We start from the raw sequence: 17,225 nt of genomic DNA on the forward strand, positions 1-17,225 counted from the left end.
AACCCGGCTTGTCCCGAGCTTCTCACCCTATACATATGTACCACCATCAAGCGCGAGCCCGGTGATTGACTGATGCTTCATCCAACAGCGTCAGGTATCGCCACATGACTGAAACTTCAAGTGCCCGGGAAAAGGGCCTGCACAATCATTTCATCAAAAAGAAACTGCACCACCGGATCCGCCATCTCACTCCCGCGAACATCAATGATATAGGCCGTGCCAGAACCCCGGGTGGCTTGGCCGAAGACGCCATGCCCGATTGGTTCGCGGCGCTTACCGGCGTCCAGCAACAGATTGTCCGCAACAGCCAGAAACGCAGTCGGGCGTCGAATGATGCATTGGCGAAAACCCTCAAGGGACTCAAAGGCCTGACGGAGTTTGCGCAACCCTTGCTCGAGGCTGCGTTGCAAAAGAAGTACGGGTTGACTGTGGATGTCGCAAATACCCTGTTCTACAAAATGTACAACGCCACCGACTCGGTAGAAGAGCAGACCCTGCTACAGGCGGCGCTACGCAATTTTGAAGACGGGCAATCGTTCGCTGATGAAGTCATCGTTGGCGAACGGGGCGCGTCGGTTTCCAACGTTCGGGTGCAAGGTCAGCTCTATGGCTGGACTGATCCTCCCCGCGGCCGCGTAGAGCTTTACAAGATCAAAAAACTGCCGATCAAACCCGTCGAATTCGCCGCACTCTGCCGCGATCTGGATATCGGCAAGCAGTACCAGGACCATCTGAAGGCCAGGTTCGAAGCCGCGGACCGAGCCTCCACTGTCCGCACCCAAACCCTCGAAGCCTGGAAAGACAGCCTGCGGGTACACGCACATATCGCGCGCCTGAAATCGCTGATCACACCTTCAGGCTACCTGGCGATGCTCGGCGTTCTGAATGGTGAAAAAGCGCCGAAACTGGACGGTGAAACCGTCACCTTCAGCCAGTTGCACGTGCTGGGTGCGCCGGCGAGCGAGATGTTTGTCATTGGCGCCAGTCGGCGCAAGGAGAAAAAGGTCGATTTAAGCTGGACCAATCCGGGCGTGAACCTGATTGACGTGCTGACCTACACCGACTCGCGAATCATCGTCTGCATTCCGGGCGATCCGGTTGCCCCGGTCAAGGAATATGACTCGCTCAAAGCATTCGAAAAGGATCTGGCCCTGCGGCTGCGCGGGGTGAGTTACCAGCAGTCTTTCCTGCGGTTGATTCCCCACGGCGATGCCGGCAAGTTCCTCGGCAAGGTCCAGTCGGCCCTGCAAACGCTCAAGTGGAACCCCGACTTTCCGCACCGTGATCGCACCCTGCTGGGGCACCGGGACGGAATCTATGAGCGCGTCTACCGGGACGATCCGGACCTTGATATCAGCGAAACCTTCTTCGATGGCGAACTGTTTGGTGAACTGTATTCAAGGCACCTGACACGCCTGAAGGAATCGGCCGAGCAGTTGGCCGTGCCCACGGCCAAGGTCGATCACGATGCCTGGTATGAACGGTTGAAGCACTACGCCGAGTGGGGGCTGAACATACTGAACGTGGCTGCTTTTTTTGTGCCGGGGCTGGGCGAGGTGATGATGGCCGTGATGGCCGTGCAACTGACCGCCGACGTTTACCATGGCGTGGAAGCCTGGAGCATAGGCGACATGGATCAGGCCTGGAATTACCTCGGTTCGGTGGCTGCGAATGTGGCCTTCATGGCCGTGTTGGGCGCGGTTGCCAGCAAGGCGCCGAAAGTCTTGTCGACGCCTGTCGTCGACGGTCTGGTGAAGGTCAAGCTGCCGTTTGGTGACGAACAGTTGTGGCGACCTGGCCTGACCCCCTACAAAAGTGACGTGGTGTTGTCTGACGGCCTCAAGCCCAACACGCTTGGGCAATATGAAGTGAACGGCAAGACCTATATCCGGCTCGATGGTGATGTGTATGAAAAGACTTTCGACCCGTCGCTGAACAAGTGGCGCCTGAAACATCCAACTGATCCGAACGCTTATCACCCGATCCTTGAGCACAATGGCCAAGGTGCCTGGCGCCACAGTTTTGAACGACCGTTGGAGTGGGATCGGGCCACTTTATTGCGTCGCCTCGGGCACATGACCGACGGGATTGATGCGGCGACGCTGGAGAAAATCGCCGATACCAGCGGCGTTGATGATGCTGCGTTGCGCAAAGTGCATGTCGACAACCAGCCCATACCGTCGTTGCTGTCCGACACGCTTCGCCAGTTTCAGATCGATCGACAGGTCAACGAGATGATTGAGCAGGTTCGTCTTGGCGAACCCGTGCCGGACAACCGCTACGACTATGCGTTGCCGGAAGTGGTCAGTTTGCCGCGTTGGCTAAAGGGGCGGGTGATTGAGGTTTATGACGCGAGCCTGACCGGTACACCGTCCCGTTACGGTCAGGCGTCGATCCCGAGCAAACCCGCGATCAGGGTGTCCCTCCGGGATGTTTCGGCGGGAAGGCTGTCGGAACGGGTTCTTGCGACACTGGACGAGCAAGAAATCATCCGGCTTCTGGGTGAGGAAGGCGCACGGGTCGAGGCTGAGCGCGAAGCGGTTTTTTGCCAGCAACTTGCCGAGCATTTGTCGGGCAACAAAACCTCGGTGTTTGACAGCGCCAGCAAGGGCTTCGACACGTCAGTGACGCAAACGCCTGAACTCAAGGAGTTGCGACGAACCTTCCCGAGCCTGTCGATAGAAGCGGCTCAGGAGGTGTTGGGCAAGGCGTCTATCAAGGAGCGGTTGTCCATCAAGCAAAAGGGGCGGCCTCCTGCCAGTCTGTTGCTCAAGGCGCGCGCTCGGGCCAGGTTGTCCCGGCTGAACAAAGCCTTGTCCGGGATGCAACTGGAAAGCATGGCGTCTCTCGATAGCCAACGCCTGGCGCTACGTGCCCTGGAGAAACTCCCGGGCTGGCCGGAGCGGCTGCGCCTGGAAATACGTCAGCGTGACTACAGCGGCAAACTACTCGACAGCATCGGCAGCGAATCGGCCGAAGACGTCAAGTATCTGGTTACCGATGGCTATCAACATCATCGAGCCCATCAGTTCCAGGCCTTTGATGGACAAGGCAATGCGTTGAACAGCGTGCCGGGGAGCGGCGACAACTTTTACGCCTCGATCATGCATGCATTGCCAGACGAGGCGCGCATCCAGTTGGGGCTGCCCAATGTCGGGCAAAGTGCCGAATTGCAGAAAGCGCTCACAACTTATGCAATGGGCCACCGAGAGCCAATGTTGCAAGCGCTCGTACCGAACGCCGCCACCCGACGGTTCAAGTCTGCGGTTCGGCTGGCTGATGGCCGCTTGGGCTACCCGTTGAGCGGACGAGGAGCGGGGGAAAAGCTTAATCCGTCACTGGTCTCCAGAGTGCGGGATGTCTATCCCGGTTTACCCGATGCGTTGGCCGAAATGATGGTCAACCAACTGTTGCTGGATGGCAGGACCGAGTCGCAGGTTTCCCATTTGTTGAACGAGCGCGCCCGGGAATACGAGGCGCTCACTGCGGAACTGGATCAGTGGGTCAGCCGTGACGGGGCGATTTCCGTTCGCCCACATGTTGTGCAAATGATCAAGAATACCTGGGGGTTGAGGGGCATCTATGACACCGAAGCCACTGTTCACCTCGACTGGAGCGGTGCAGAGAGCCTGCCGGAGCTGACTGCCCGTTTTCCTCATGTGCGCAATGTGAAATTGAGCGTCGAAGGCATGCTGAGTCAAGCGCCGGAAGCCTTTGTGCGGCAGTTCCCCAACGCCCGGTCGCTCGAACTGGAGATCTGGGACGCAACCCACAGAGCCCAACTGATCGAGAGGCTCAAAACGCTGTCGACTCTTCGCGAGCTACGGTTGACGGGAAGTCTTGGTCAGGAGTTCAGTGAGTCTGCCCAGGCGCTGATGGACGTCATGCCGCAACTGGAACGCCTGGAACTACGGGGCGTGGAGAGCGAACTGGACGTCAGCCGATTGGCTGATCTGCGTTCATTGACCATAAGCGGAATCCTGGCGACCTGGCCCAAGGGCGCGCTGCAATTGCAGCACCTCAAGGAGATGAACCTCAGTCACACATACATCAAGACATTGCCCTCTGGACTGTTCTCGGGGCACGAGGATCTGTGGCGAGGCTTGAACCTCAATTGGGCAAGGCGGGACCGTGAACAGTTCGTCAAGGTTTATGAATATGTGCACGATAACCCGGCGCATCTGCTCGATACCGAGCACATGCTGGACCGCTACTGTCAGGACACGCTGCAAAACGTCATGGACTCGGGCAGCGAACTCTCGGCAGCGGCGCTGAGGCAGTTGAAGGCCGAAGGGCTTTCAGGGCGGGCGTTGCTCGATCATGTCAACGGCGTGCGCCAGGACCGGCAGGCGTTGTTCGAGCCGCTTTATGCGTGGCAGGAGCGTTCGCCAATGGTTGGCGGCCGACCGGTCGATCGGCGCGGCCGAGAGACTGCCGCCAGGTTCATCCGCGAATGTTGGCGAGAAGGCCTGCGCGCGCGTTATTCCGGTGCGCAGGATGTTCCTGTTCCGCAACCCCAACCCGGCCCCTCGGCAAGGCCCACGCCAGCCATTGAGACTGCTGATTCGGCGACGCTCGATTTGTCAGGCGCACCGTTGGGTGACTTGCCCGAGTTGCCGGCCTTGTCGACGACAGGTTTCACTCATGTGCAAACGCTGAAGATGCCGGACGTCACGGTCTCGGTCGACGACTTCAGCCAGTTTTTGCGCAACTTTACCGAGGTTCGCACCCTCGATTTGAGCCGCAATCAATTGTTCGATTTACCGTCGACACTGGGCAGTCTCGGACAGCTGAAGGACCTGAGCCTACAACACAACTACCTGACGATCACCCCGAGTATCCAGCGGCGCTTGAACGGGTTGTCCCGCCTTCAAAATCTGGACTTGCGTTACAACCGCGTCGAATCGCTGGACGTCACGTCAATGCATGGCCTGAGAGCGCTGCGCTTGGGACACACTGCCATTGAAGAATGGCCCGAAGGCGTGCTGGACTTGCCCGGCTTCTGGAAGCTCGAGTTGAACAACAGCGCGGTGACCGCTATTCCAAAAGCCGCGCTGAAAGGGCATGACAATCTTTTGGTCGACATGAGCGGTTGCCGATTGACGCTGCAATCCCGTCACGACTTATTGACGAGCAGTAACTCCTTTTCGCCGATGGGCATTTCCCGAGCCGACTTGCGCGACGGCATCACCATAGGCGGGCCGGCTTACTTTCCGCCGCTGGTCAGCCAGCATCCGGAATTGTTGTTGTCGTTGTCTGCGGTGTCAGCCGACGAGTTGGCTCGAATGACCCCGCAAGCCCGCCTGCAAAGACTCGATCCGGAACTGGGCGCCTCCGAGGCCGTTCAGGCCGTTGACGAGCTGACGTTACAGGCGGGTGGAGCCATTGCGCTGTTTGATCAGTTGACGCGATGGGACGAGCAGTATCAGGCATTGACTCGAACCCTGAATGACTGGATTGCAGCACCACCGTTCAAGCTGCGAGAACTGGACATGCCTCTCTGGGTGTCCGCCATGGAACGTAGTAATGCGGCAGGGCGGATAATGACATGCTGGCGCCAGAGCCTGCGCGGCGCGGCAGCGGTCGAGGGAGGCTCCGGTGGTTACACTCTTGATTTGTCCGATACCCCCCTGGGCAGTTTGCCGGCGTTGTCGGGCGACTTCGCTCACGTCGGGACGTTGAAGCTGAACAAGATTTTTATCAACGAGGCGGGGCTGGAAGATTTCCTCGTTCCGTTTGGCGGCCTCCACACTCTGGAGCTTGACCACAATTCGCTGAGTGCCTTGCCAGAAGGGGTTACGTCATTAGGCAGCCTGAGACGACTGTCGGCCGCTCACAATCGATTTACCGCCTCGTCCCGGTTCCAGCGTCAGCTTGCAGCGTTGAGAAGCCTGGAATCGTTGGACCTGGCAAATAATTGGCTGGAAATGCTGGATATCACCTCGCTCACTGAACTGCAGACTCTCGATTTGCATGACAATCGTCTGGTCAGTTGGCCGCTGGGTGTACTGGATCTTCCCTCTCTCAGAACACTGGATTTGCGCGACAACATGCTCGAGTCCATCCCGCCGGAACTGATGACAGAGGAGCACAGGCCCTTGCGAGCGAGCACTAATCTGGCCGGCAATGACAATCTGGATGGCGCCGTCCTTCTGATGCTGCGCAACCATGTGGAGGACGGCGCTGCGATAATGGGCTGGTCGGTGACGGACATCGAAGAGGCGCTGGATGAGTATGACGCAGACGACTTCGACGATCTTTCAACGTCGAGTGACGAGGAGGTGGATGTCAGTCAGGTGACCGGCGCCGCGGCCCGGGAGCGATGGATCGACCCGTCAACGGCGGGTGCCGAGGAGCTGAAAAGGATCTGGGACGGTTTCGAAGAAATCCCGGGCAGCGGCGCTTTCTTCAACCTGCTCGACCGGATGGAAGGCACGAAGGACTTCACCCTCGGGCGTGCCGACCTCACCCGGCGAGTCCATCGGGTGCTGAAAGCGGCAGACAGTGACGACGCGCTCAGGGAAACGATCTTTAGCATGGCGCAATCGCCCCTGACCTGCGGCGACGGGCGAATCCTGTTGTTTAGCGACATTGAAGTGAAGGTCTTCGAGTTCGAGACCGTCAAGTCGACACCGTTGAATCAGCAGGACAGCGTCCTGTACAAACTCGGCCGAAACCTGTTTCGCCTCGGCAAAATTGAAAAAATTGCCAACCGCGACATTCTCAAGCGACAGGAACAAGGTGGTCGGCCGGACCCTGCGGAAGTGCGCCTGGCGTATCGAATCGGCTTGAGCGACCGACTGGAACTGCCGGGGCAGCCCAAAGACATGCTTTACAGCGGCAACGTATCACCCCTGATGCTGGACGCCGCGTATGCCGAAGTCATTCAGGCAGAACAGGCTACCGACTTCATGGATGAGCTGGTGGGGCGCAAATACTGGGCCGACCATTTGAAGCGCAAATACCCTGAGCGCTTCATCGCACTCAAGGAAAGTCAGGTGGTCTTGCAAAGTGAGCTGGAGGACAGGTATCCGGACATAAACGAGGCATACCTGACGGAGCTCGGGACGTTGGAGGTCACGTTTAAAACCCAGGAAACCCAATTGTTGCTGGAACTGTCTGGCGACGAGAGAAAGCAGTTCAGTCTGTAAACGGCTGATGCACACCTCGGCAGACGCAAGGTCTGCCGAGGTGTTCTCACAACCGGTATGAGGCCTGTATCAGTTGTCGTAACCCAGGTTCGGCGCGAGCCAGCGTTCGGTCACGCTCAATTCCTGACCCTTGCGCGACGTGTAGCTCTGCACCTGATCCTTGTCGATCTTGCCCACGGCGAAATACTGCGCCTGCGGGTGAGCGAAGTACCAACCGCTGACCGCTGCTGCCGGGAACATGGCGTAGTGCTCGGTGAGGAACACGCCGCTGCGGCCGGCTTTCATTTCCGAGGCCTCAGGGTCCAGCAACTTGAACAGCGTGGATTTCTCGGTGTGATCCGGGCAGGCCGGGTAGCCCGGGGCAGGGCGGATACCGGTGTATAGCTCTTTGATCAGCGCCTCGTTGTCGAGCGTCTCGTCCTTGGCGTAACCCCAGTAGTCTTTACGAACCTGTTGGTGCAGCCACTCGGCGCAAGCCTCGGCCAGGCGATCGGCCAGTGCCTTGACCATGATCGAGTTGTAATCGTCGCCGGCTTCTTGATAAGCCTTGGCCACTTCTTCGGCACCGATACCGGCGGTGGTGATGAAACCACCCACGTAGTCGGTCACTTCGCTGTCCTTCGGTGCAACGAAGTCAGCCAGGGAGAAGTTCGGCTTGCCATCGGTCTTGATGATTTGCTGACGCAGGTGATGCAGCTTGGCAATCGGTTTGCCGTCATCGCCATAGACTTCAATGTCATCCTCACGCACCTGGTTGGCCGGCCAGAAGCCGAACACCGCACGGGCGCTGATGAGTTTCTCGTCGATCAGCTTGGCGAGCATTTCCTGGGCGTCGGCGAACAGCGCGGTGGCGGCTTCACCGACCACTTCGTCCTGCAGAATGCGCGGGTACTTGCCGGCCAGGTCCCAGGAGATAAAGAACGGCGTCCAGTCGATGTATTCGGCCAGGACTTTCAGGTCGATGTTGTCCAGCACCTTGGCACCGGTAAATGTCGGTTTGACCGGCGCGTAAGTGCTCCAGTCGAACTGAGGCTTCTTGGCGATGGCCGCCGGGTAGCTCAGGCGTTCGGTACGGGCGCTGCGGTTGGCGGTGCGCTCGCGGACTTCGATGTATTCCAGGCGAGTCTTCTCGATGAACGCCGGCTTCAATTCCTTGGACAGCAACTGTGTCGCCACGCCCACGGCACGGGAGGCGTCGGTGACGTAGATCACTGCGTCGTTGCTGTATTTCGGCTCGATTTTCACCGCCGTGTGCGCTTTCGAGGTGGTCGCGCCACCGATCATCAGCGGCAGATGGAAGTCCTGACGCTGCATCTCGCGGGCGACGTGGACCATTTCATCCAGCGAAGGGGTGATCAGGCCGGACAGGCCGATGATGTCGCACTTCTGCTCCTTGGCCACTTGCAGGATCTTCTCCGCCGGCACCATCACGCCGAGGTCGACGATGTCGTAGCCGTTACAACCCAACACCACGCCAACGATGTTCTTGCCGATGTCGTGCACGTCGCCTTTTACCGTGGCCATGAGGATCTTGCCCTTGGCTTCCGGCTTGTCGCCTTTTTCCAGTTCGATGAACGGGATCAAGTGCGCCACGGCCTGCTTCATCACGCGGGCGGATTTCACCACCTGCGGCAGGAACATTTTGCCCGCGCCGAACAGGTCGCCGACGATGTTCATGCCGGACATCAGCGGGCCTTCGATCACTTCGATCGGGCGGGTGAACGACTGACGGGATTCTTCAGTGTCTTCAACAATGTGCGTGGTGATGCCCTTGACCAGTGCATGCTCCAGTCGCTTGTTGACGGGCCAGCCGCGCCATTCTTCGGTCTCGGCTTCCTTGACGCTGCCGTCGCCCTTGTACTTGTCGGCAATGGCGAGGAGGGCGTCGGTGCCTTCCGGAGTGCGGTTGAGCACTACGTCTTCCACGGCGTCACGCAGTTCGGCCGGGATCTGGTCGTAGATCTCCAGCTGACCGGCGTTGACGATACCCATGGTCAGGCCGTTGCGGATCGCATACAGCAGGAACACCGAGTGGATCGCCTCGCGCACCGGGTTGTTGCCGCGGAACGAGAACGACACGTTGGACACGCCGCCGGAGGTCAGCGCGTATGGCAGTTCGTCGCGGATGTAGGCACAGGCGTTGATGAAGTCCACAGCGTAGTTGTTGTGTTCTTCGATGCCGGTGGCGATGGCAAAGATGTTCGGGTCGAAGATGATGTCTTCCGGCGGGAAGCCGACTTCGTTGACCAGAATGTCGTAGGAGCGTTTGCAGATTTCTTTCTTGCGCGCTTCGGTGTCGGCCTGGCCGGATTCGTCGAAGGCCATCACCACCACGGCGGCGCCGTAGCGCTTGCACAGTTTGGCGTGATGAATGAACTGCTCGACGCCTTCTTTCATGCTGATCGAGTTGACGATGCCCTTGCCCTGGATGCACTTGAGGCCGGCTTCGATCACTTCCCACTTGGAGGAGTCGATCATGATCGGGACGCGGGAGATGTCCGGCTCACCGGCAATCAGATTGAGGAAGGTCACCATGGCCTTCTTCGAATCGAGCATCCCTTCGTCCATGTTGATGTCGATCACCTGGGCGCCGGCTTCAACCTGCTGCAGGGCGACTTCCAGGGCTTCGGTGTAGTTGTCTTCACGGATCAGGCGGGCGAACTTGGCCGAACCGGTGATGTTGGTCCGCTCGCCGACGTTGATGAACAACGAGTTGCGATCGATGGTGAACGGTTCCAGGCCCGACAGGCGGCAGGCCTTTGGAATGTCCGGAATTTCACGCGGCGCATAACCGGCCACAGCGTTGGCGATGGCTTCGATATGGCCCGGCGTGGTGCCGCAGCAACCGCCGACGATGTTCAGGAAGCCGCTTTGGGCGAACTCTTCGATGACCTTGGCAGTTTCCGACGGCAGTTCGTCGTACTCGCCGAATTCATTCGGCAGACCAGCGTTCGGGTGCGCGGAAACGTAGGTGCTGGCCTTGTTCGACAGCTCTTCCAGGTAAGGACGCAACTCGCTGGCGCCGAGGGCGCAGTTCAGGCCGACCGAGATCGGCTTGGCGTGGGCCACGGAGTTCCAGAAGGCTTCGGTGGTCTGGCCGGAGAGCGTTCGGCCGGAGGCATCGGTAATGGTGCCGGAGATCATGATCGGCAACTCGACGCCGAGTTCTTCGTACACGCCTTGCACCGCGAAGATCGCCGCTTTGGCGTTCAGGGTGTCGAAAATGGTCTCGATCAGAATCAGGTCGGCGCCGCCTTCGATCAGGCCTTTGGTGGCCTCGGTGTAGTTTTCCACCAGTTCATCGAAGGTTACGTTGCGGTAGCCGGGGTTGTTCACATCAGGCGACAGCGAGCAGGTGCGACTTGTAGGACCGAGCACGCCGGCAACGAAGCGCGGCTTGTCCGGGGTTTCCAGGGTCTTGGCGTCTGCGACCTTGCGCGCCAGACGTGCGCCTTCTACGTTTAGCTCGTACGCCAGGCCTTGCATGCCGTAGTCGGCCTGGGACACCTGGGTGGCGTTGAAGGTGTTGGTTTCCAGAATGTCGGCGCCGGCATCCAGGTAGGCTTTCTCGATGGCGCCAATCACGTCCGGGCGTGTCAGGATCAATAGGTCGTTGTTGCCCTTGACGTCACTTGGCCAGTCGGCGAAGCGTTTGCCGCGGTAATCCTGCTCCTCGAGCTTGTAGCTCTGGATCATCGTGCCCATGCCGCCATCGAGAATCAGGATGCGCTCTTTGAGGGCGTGCTTGAGAGCTTGAAGGCGAACACTGCGATCGGACATTTGGACTACTCGGAAAGACCATGACGAAGGGGCGGGATAATAGCAAACCTGCGTGGTTTTAGAGCATGTCCCGGTTTTGCATGAATATCGCTCATGTTGGAGTGGGGTGCAGACCGGTAGAATCGCGGCGTTTTTTCATGATCGGGACCAGGGATATGTCTTTTCGCGTCATCAGCATGGTTTTGCTGTTTTTAAGCTGGGGCGCCGCCGCGCAGGATCCGGCCATTTCTTCTGCCATTTCCTACAGTCGCGACATCCAACCGATCTTCACCGAAAAGTGTGTGGCCTGCCATGCCTGCTATGACGCCGCCTGTCAGCTCAATCTGGGCAGTGGCGAAGGGGCTGCCCGTGGCGCGACCAAGATTGCGGTCTACGACGGCGAACGCCGCCAGGCTGCCGCGCCGACCCGGCTGTTTTATGACGCCTTCGGCAAACGTGACTGGCAGCAAAAGGACTTCTACTCGGTGCTCGACGCTCAGGGCAGTCAGGCCGCGTTGATGGCGCGGATGCTTGAGCTGGGCCACAAAACGCCTTTGCAACCCAACGCCAGGTTGCCGGAGGACATCGTCCTTGGACTGAACCGGGAAAACACGTGCGCGATGCCAGCCGAATTCGACGGCTACGCCAAATCACATCCCCAAGAGGGCATGCCGCTGGCGGTCACCGGCCTGACCGACCAGCAGTACCAGACGCTGCAACGCTGGCTGGCGTCCGGCGCGCCGATTGACGAGCAAGGCCTTGCGCCGAGCGCCAAAGAAGCGTTGCAGGTGGTGCAATGGGAAAACCTGCTCAACGCACCGGGCGCACGGCAAAGCCTGGTGGGGCGCTGGTTGTTCGAGCATTGGTTTCTCGCTCATCTCTATTTCAAGGACGGCGAGCCGGGGCATTTCTTTCAGTGGGTACGTTCGCGCACGCCGACCGGCCAGCCTATCGACTTGATCAATACACGCCGCCCGAATGACGATCCGGGCACTCAGGTGTATTACCGCTTGTGGCCGGTGCAAGGCGTGATAGTGCACAAGACCCACATCACCTACCCGTTGAGCGCGGCGAAGATGGCTCGGATCAAAAGCCTCTTCTATAACGGCAACTGGCAGGTCAACGCCTTGCCGGGCTACGGCCCGGAGCGTCGGGCCAATCCGTTCACCACGTTCGAGGCCATCCCGGCCCAGGCGCGCTATCAGTTCATGCTCGATAACGCCGAATATTTCGTTCGTACGTTTATTCGCGGCCCGGTGTGCCGTGGCCAGATCGCCACCGACGTGATCCGCGATAACTTCTGGGCACTGTTCCAGGCGCCTGAGCACGACCTCTACATCATCGATCCAAAGTATCGCGGCCAGGCCACGCCGTTGCTGGCGATGCCGGGGCAGAACGACGATGTCGGCAGCATCCTGAGCCTGTGGCATGACTACCGCGACAAGCGTAACGAGTACGAGGCGCTGCGCCGTGACAGTTACGCCGATGCGTCGGCGCCGAGCTGGTCGACCTTGTGGGCCGGCAACGATAACGCCTTGCTGACGATCTTCCGGCATTTCGACAGTGCCTCGGTGAACAAAGGCCTGATCGGTGACGTGCCGCAAACGATGTGGCTGTTCGACTTCCCGCTGCTGGAGCGCACGTATTACCAGTTGGCGGTCAACTTCGACGTGTTCGGCAATGTCTCCCATCAGGCGCAAACCCGGCTGTATTTCGACCTGATCCGCAACGGCGCCGAGCAGAATTTCCTGCGCCTGATGCCGGCCGATTCGCGCGACGACTACCTCGACGACTGGTACCAGAGCGGCGGCAAATTCAAGATGTGGCTGGATTACGAGGCCATCGACAATGACAAAGAGACGGCGCTGGTACTGGACGAAAAGGACCCGAAACGCGATTTCGCCATGCAGTTGCTGGCCCGTTACGGCGACCTCAACGCCAAGCCGGATCCAATCAACCGTTGTGACGGCGCTTATTGCTCACGGCCGAACATCGATCTGGCCCTGCAGAGCGCCGAACAGGCGTTGAGTCGCCTGACTTCGCGTCCGGCGGCCGGGTTGAAGGTTATCGATCAGTTGCCGGAAGCGACCCTGCTGCGCATCGAAACCGCGAGCGGCAAGCGCGAGGTTTACAGCCTGCTGCGCAACCGCGCGCACAGTAACGTCGCGTTCCTGCTCGGTGAATCCCGGCGTTATCAACCGGGGCTCGACACGATCACCATTTTTCCGGGCGTGCTCAGCAGCTATCCGAACTTCATGTTCAATATCCCGGCCGAGCAAGTGCCTGAGTTCGTGTACGAGATGGAAAACGCCAAAGACGCCAATCGCTTCGAGAAAATCGTCGAGCGCTGGGGCATTCGCCGCAGCCATCCGCAGTTCTGGTTCTACTTCCATGACCTGAGCCGGTACGTCCACGAGACTGATCCGGTGGAAGAGGGCGTGCTGGACATGAACCGGTACGAGAATCTTTGAGTCCGACCGCTTCCTCCTGTAGGCGTGAGCCTGCTCGCGATAGCATCCTTACAGTCAGCATCGATTTTGCTGAACTGACGCCATCGCGAGCAGGCTCACTCCTACAGGGGATCTCCGTTTCTTTCCCGACAAAAATACTAGGACTTTGTGCGGCGCGATGATTGGCGTAAACTGCGCCCAAGCCTGCGAGGAGTTTCCATGACCGCTATTACCATTACCGACGCCGCCCACGATTATCTGGCTGATCTGCTCTCCAAGCAGAACACCCCAGGCATCGGCATCCGCGTCTTTATCACCCAGCCTGGCACCCAGTACGCCGAAACCTGCATTGCTTATTGCAAGCCGGGCGAAGAAAAACCTGAAGACACGGCGCTGGGGCTGAAAAGCTTCACTGCTTACATCGACTCGTTCAGCGAAGCCTTCCTGGACGATGCGGTGGTCGACTACGCCACCGACCGCATGGGCGGCCAGCTGACCATCAAGGCGCCAAACGCCAAAGTACCGATGGTCAATGCCGACAGCCCGATCAACGAGCGTATCAACTATTACCTGCAAACCGAGATCAACCCGGGGCTGGCCAGCCACGGCGGCCAGGTCAGCCTGATCGATGTGGTCGAAGACGGCATCGCCGTGCTGAAGTTCGGCGGTGGCTGCCAGGGCTGCGGCCAGGCAGACGTCACCTTGCGCGAAGGCATCGAGCGCACCTTGCTCGAGCGCATTCCCGAGCTCAAGGGCGTTCGTGACGTCACCGACCACACGCAGAAAGAAAACGCCTACTACTAAGTAAGGTGTTCGCTGCAGACATAAAAAAACGGCGCCCCGTGAGCGCCGTTTTTTTTGATCGTTCCCACGCTCAGGGCCGATACAAATGCGCATGCCCCGCGCGGTACAGCGATGACTCACTGAAGTGATCACTGCCCAAAACCCGGCCCACCAAAATCAACGCCGTGCGCCGAAACCCCTTGGCTTCAACCTTCGCGGCAATGTCTTCAAGCGTCCCCACCACCCAGTCCTGATCCGGCCAGGTCGCCCGGTGAATCACCGCAATCGGGCAATCCGCGCCGTAATGCGGCAGCAATTCGGCCAGGATCTTCTCCAGATGATTGACCCCCAGATGAATCGCCATGGTTGCCCCGTGCTGCGCCAGGCTGCCGAGCTCCTCGCCGGCGGGCATCGCGGTTTTGTCGGCATAGCGGGTCAGGATCACGCTCTGCGATACGTCAGGTAACGTCAGTTCGGCGCCCAACAGTGCCGCGCAGGCCGCCGTGGCCGTGACACCGGGAATGATTTCAAACGGGATGTCGAGTTCACGCAAGTAGCGAATCTGCTCGCCAATCGCACCGTAAAGACTCGGATCGCCGGAGTGCACCCGGGCCACGTCCTGACCCTTGGCATGGGCGGATTTGATCAGCTCGATGATCTGTTCCAGGTGCAGTTCGGCGCTGTTGACTACCTGATAGGCGCGATGGCCTTCCAGCACGGCGGCGGGCACCAGGGAGCCGGCATAGATGATCACCGGGCAGCTGCGAATCAGCCGTTGGCCTTTGACGGTAATCAGTTCCGGGTCGCCGGGACCTGCGCCAATGAAGTAGACGGTCATCGTCGGTTCCTGTGAAGAAAAAGGGGCTGGGCAAGGCTTCAGATGAAGATTGCTCATGATCGAAGGCGAGGATTATCGAGGATTTTAGGCGGCGCCGGCCAATGCCAAGGTGGCCTGGGCATATTTTTGTCGTGAAATCAGTAGTTTTGCCGGTGCCTGGGTCAGTTGTTCGGCCAGCGCCAGGGCGGCACTTTCCGCTACGCCGTAGCAGCCGGTGCGTTCGAACGCGATGTCCGAGCGGTGGCTGAGTTGCGGTTGATAGCCGGCCAATTGTTCGCTGCTGAAGTACATCAGGGGCAGCGCGAGTTGTTCGGCCAATTCGATCAAGCCCGGCTCTTCGCGCTTCAGGTCGATGCTGGCCAGGGCCTTGATCTGGTGAAGTCCGATTTTATGAGCCTGTAACGCCTGATCGAGCAGCGCCCGCAGCGTGCTGACGGGGCAGCCGCGCTGGCAGCCCAGGCCGACCACTAACGTCGGCGCTGTGCTGATCTCAGTCATGCGTGGTATTGACCATCGCTTTTGCGGCGGAACAACCAGGCACTGATCAGGCCCAGGGCCAGCCAGAATGCCACGTTGGTCAGCTGCGAAGCGATTTTGAACTGAGCTTCCAGGGCTTGCGGAGCCAGCATCGAGTGGACTTCCGGTTGTGGTGCGCCGATCACGTGAGGAACGGCCAGGATTGCCACACCGAGCACTTTCATCAGCCAGTGACGACTGAACACGATCAATGCAATGCCGACCGCGGTGGAGGCGGCCGTGCCGATCCACCAGATCTGCCGTTGCGCCAAATCAGCCGCGGCAGTGCCCGGCAGCTCGGGCGGCAGACCGAGGGTCGGTGCCAGCACGAACGTTGCGTAACCGGCCAGGCCCCAAAGCAGGCCTTGGGAGGTTTTGGTCGGTGCGCGCAAGGTATAGAGGCCGGCGAGCATCAAGGCGAAACCGACAGCGACCACAAGGTTGCCACCTGTGGTGGACAGCACACGCTGCCAGCCATCTTCCGGTTCCCAGGCTTCAGCATCGTGAGTGTGAGCGGCGACAGCACCTGCGGCGTGTTCGTGGACTTCAACAGCAGCCGGCTCGGATTTTTCGTAGGTCTCGGCCTGCAAAATCAGCGGAGCCACCCAGAAGCTTTGCAGCAGGGTCAGCAGCAGGGCGGCCAGAAGCCCGGTGAACCCCGCGGTTTGCGCAATACGCTTGATCATGTCGGCAGGTCTCAATGGCACGGGAATGCAGAGCTGTGGCGGGTATCGTGAGCGGCGTTGTGCACCGCTTCGATGTGCGAGAAACCGGCGAAATACACAAGGCACGCACCCAGGATCGACGCACACGCGGCGGCGGTCAGGCGTTGAGTCAGGGTATTGGTGGTGCTGGCGGTGCTCTTATCGGTGTTGCTGCCGGTGCTGCTGATAATCGACATGGCGCTTCCCTCTGGTCTGTCAGCGGGTGATTTAGAGCGCATGGAAGACCCCTGCGAGTCGGGCACGCAGAGGTTCAAACAGCGCCCGCCCACCGCGGGTTTGTTATTCAGTGATCGTAATGGTCACTTTGTGTTGCGGGCCGGTCTCCGGGCTCACGAGGGGTCTTGGCTTTCGCCTTGACCTGCAAGCATCACCTTCCCATGCCGAACTGCTGGCACAGTGGATCTGACGCTTCGCTCGCTTACCGTTGCGGGGGCAGCACCGGACTGACATGACTTTAGAGTAAAGCACATGATTCACCGGTTTCCCGTTTCACCCTGTGAAGGGCACCCGTAACAAGGCGTGTAGGAGAGCATGGGCGGGGGCGGGGAGTCAATTGGCAAGGGTTCTCAGTTGGAAACCGCGGCGCTCCCTTCGCGAGCAAGCCCGCTCCCACAGTTGACCGCGTTCCAATGTGGGAGCGAGCTTGCTCGCGATGGGGCCGGTGCGGACACTACAAGACATTGACCCGCCCCCACACGATGCGTAGCCTTGCGCTTTCGAGGTTCTTCGGCGTCTGCCGAAGCTAAGAAGGGAACGCGGTCGATGCCGCGGCTGCCCCCGCAACTGTGAACGGTGATGTTCGCTGCCACGCCACTGCAAACCCTGTGCAACGGGTTCGCGGGAAGGCGCAGCGAATGCCAGGCCCACAAGCCCGGCACACCGTCAGCCAGGAGACCTGCCTCGACACAGATTCTCACTACAACCGGGCGGGGTGATCCGGTGGCGAAATCTTCCGCGCGCCTATGCAGCAGCGGTCGTCGTCCCGTATGCCCGCCACCTTGCC

At 59.6% G+C, this 17,225-nt stretch carries 8 protein-coding genes and 2 riboswitches; of the genes, 3 read left to right on the forward strand and 5 right to left on the reverse strand.

Annotation, left to right across the window (positions count from 1 at the left end):
• The first annotated feature begins 104 nt into the window (after positions 1-104).
• Positions 105-7,151, forward strand: a complete 7,047-nt coding sequence (locus tag ACMXYJ_RS14570; protein ID WP_415760380.1) for an NEL-type E3 ubiquitin ligase domain-containing protein — start codon at positions 105-107, stop codon at positions 7,149-7,151.
• A gap of 69 nt (positions 7,152-7,220) precedes the next feature.
• On the opposite strand, the gene metH is transcribed toward ACMXYJ_RS14570, so the two are convergent.
• Positions 7,221-10,931, reverse strand: coding sequence for a methionine synthase (metH, locus tag ACMXYJ_RS14575; protein ID WP_415760381.1), 3,711 nt, complete (start codon positions 10,929-10,931; stop codon positions 7,221-7,223).
• A gap of 155 nt (positions 10,932-11,086) precedes the next feature.
• Between metH and ACMXYJ_RS14580 the strand changes: the two genes are divergently transcribed.
• Both ACMXYJ_RS14580 and nfuA read left to right on the forward strand, forming a co-directional pair.
• The gene (locus tag ACMXYJ_RS14580) at positions 11,087-13,381 is read left to right on the forward strand and encodes a fatty acid cis/trans isomerase (protein ID WP_415760382.1); all 2,295 of its coding nucleotides are present in this window, start codon (positions 11,087-11,089) and stop codon (positions 13,379-13,381) included.
• A gap of 198 nt (positions 13,382-13,579) precedes the next feature.
• Positions 13,580-14,164: a Fe-S biogenesis protein NfuA gene (gene nfuA, locus ACMXYJ_RS14585; protein WP_046048486.1), complete on the forward strand. Its 585-nt coding sequence runs from the start codon at positions 13,580-13,582 to the stop codon at positions 14,162-14,164.
• Positions 14,165-14,234: 70 nt separating this feature from the next.
• Here the strand turns inward: nfuA and cobM are convergent, their stop codons facing one another.
• The 4 genes from cobM to ACMXYJ_RS14605 all read right to left on the reverse strand — a co-directional run bounded on the left by cobM (position 14,235) and on the right by ACMXYJ_RS14605 (position 16,398).
• Positions 14,235-14,981 carry a precorrin-4 C(11)-methyltransferase gene (gene cobM / locus ACMXYJ_RS14590; protein ID WP_415760383.1) on the reverse strand — a complete coding sequence of 249 codons (747 nt, stop codon included), beginning with the start codon at positions 14,979-14,981 and terminating at the stop codon, positions 14,235-14,237.
• Positions 14,982-15,065: 84 nt separating this feature from the next.
• Positions 15,066-15,479: a cobalamin biosynthesis protein gene (locus ACMXYJ_RS14595; protein WP_415760384.1), complete on the reverse strand. Its 414-nt coding sequence runs from the start codon at positions 15,477-15,479 to the stop codon at positions 15,066-15,068.
• A complete protein-coding gene (locus ACMXYJ_RS14600; RefSeq protein ID WP_415760385.1) occupies positions 15,476-16,183 on the reverse strand; it encodes a CbtA family protein in 708 nt (235 codons plus the stop codon). Before ACMXYJ_RS14600 ends, ACMXYJ_RS14595 begins: the two co-directional genes overlap by 4 nt.
• Before the next feature lie 11 nt (positions 16,184-16,194).
• Positions 16,195-16,398, reverse strand: a complete 204-nt coding sequence (locus ACMXYJ_RS14605; protein ID WP_056741506.1) for a CbtB domain-containing protein — start codon at positions 16,396-16,398, stop codon at positions 16,195-16,197.
• 121 nt (positions 16,399-16,519) lie between these two features.
• Positions 16,520-16,748: riboswitch (cobalamin riboswitch) on the reverse strand.
• Between the two features lie 176 nt (positions 16,749-16,924).
• Positions 16,925-17,139, forward strand: a riboswitch (cobalamin riboswitch).
• The last annotated feature ends 86 nt before the right edge of the window (positions 17,140-17,225 follow it).

The sequence above is a fragment of the Pseudomonas arabinosi genome (assembly GCF_047758675.1).
Classification (GTDB): Bacteria; Pseudomonadota; Gammaproteobacteria; order Pseudomonadales; family Pseudomonadaceae; genus Aquipseudomonas; species Aquipseudomonas arabinosi.

Excerpts from the sequence above, each read along its gene's own strand:
- ACMXYJ_RS14570 (WP_415760380.1), top strand. The coding sequence starts at position 105 with ATGACTGAAACTTCAAGTGCCCGGGAAAAGGGCCTGCACAATCATTTC.
- metH (WP_415760381.1), bottom strand. The coding sequence starts at position 10,931 with ATGTCCGATCGCAGTGTTCGCCTTCAAGCTCTCAAGCACGCCCTCAAA.
- ACMXYJ_RS14580 (WP_415760382.1), top strand. The coding sequence starts at position 11,087 with ATGTCTTTTCGCGTCATCAGCATGGTTTTGCTGTTTTTAAGCTGGGGC.
- nfuA (WP_046048486.1), top strand. The coding sequence starts at position 13,580 with ATGACCGCTATTACCATTACCGACGCCGCCCACGATTATCTGGCTGAT.
- cobM (WP_415760383.1), bottom strand. The coding sequence starts at position 14,981 with ATGACCGTCTACTTCATTGGCGCAGGTCCCGGCGACCCGGAACTGATT.
- ACMXYJ_RS14595 (WP_415760384.1), bottom strand. The coding sequence starts at position 15,479 with ATGACTGAGATCAGCACAGCGCCGACGTTAGTGGTCGGCCTGGGCTGC.
- ACMXYJ_RS14600 (WP_415760385.1), bottom strand. The coding sequence starts at position 16,183 with ATGATCAAGCGTATTGCGCAAACCGCGGGGTTCACCGGGCTTCTGGCC.
- ACMXYJ_RS14605 (WP_056741506.1), bottom strand. The coding sequence starts at position 16,398 with ATGTCGATTATCAGCAGCACCGGCAGCAACACCGATAAGAGCACCGCC.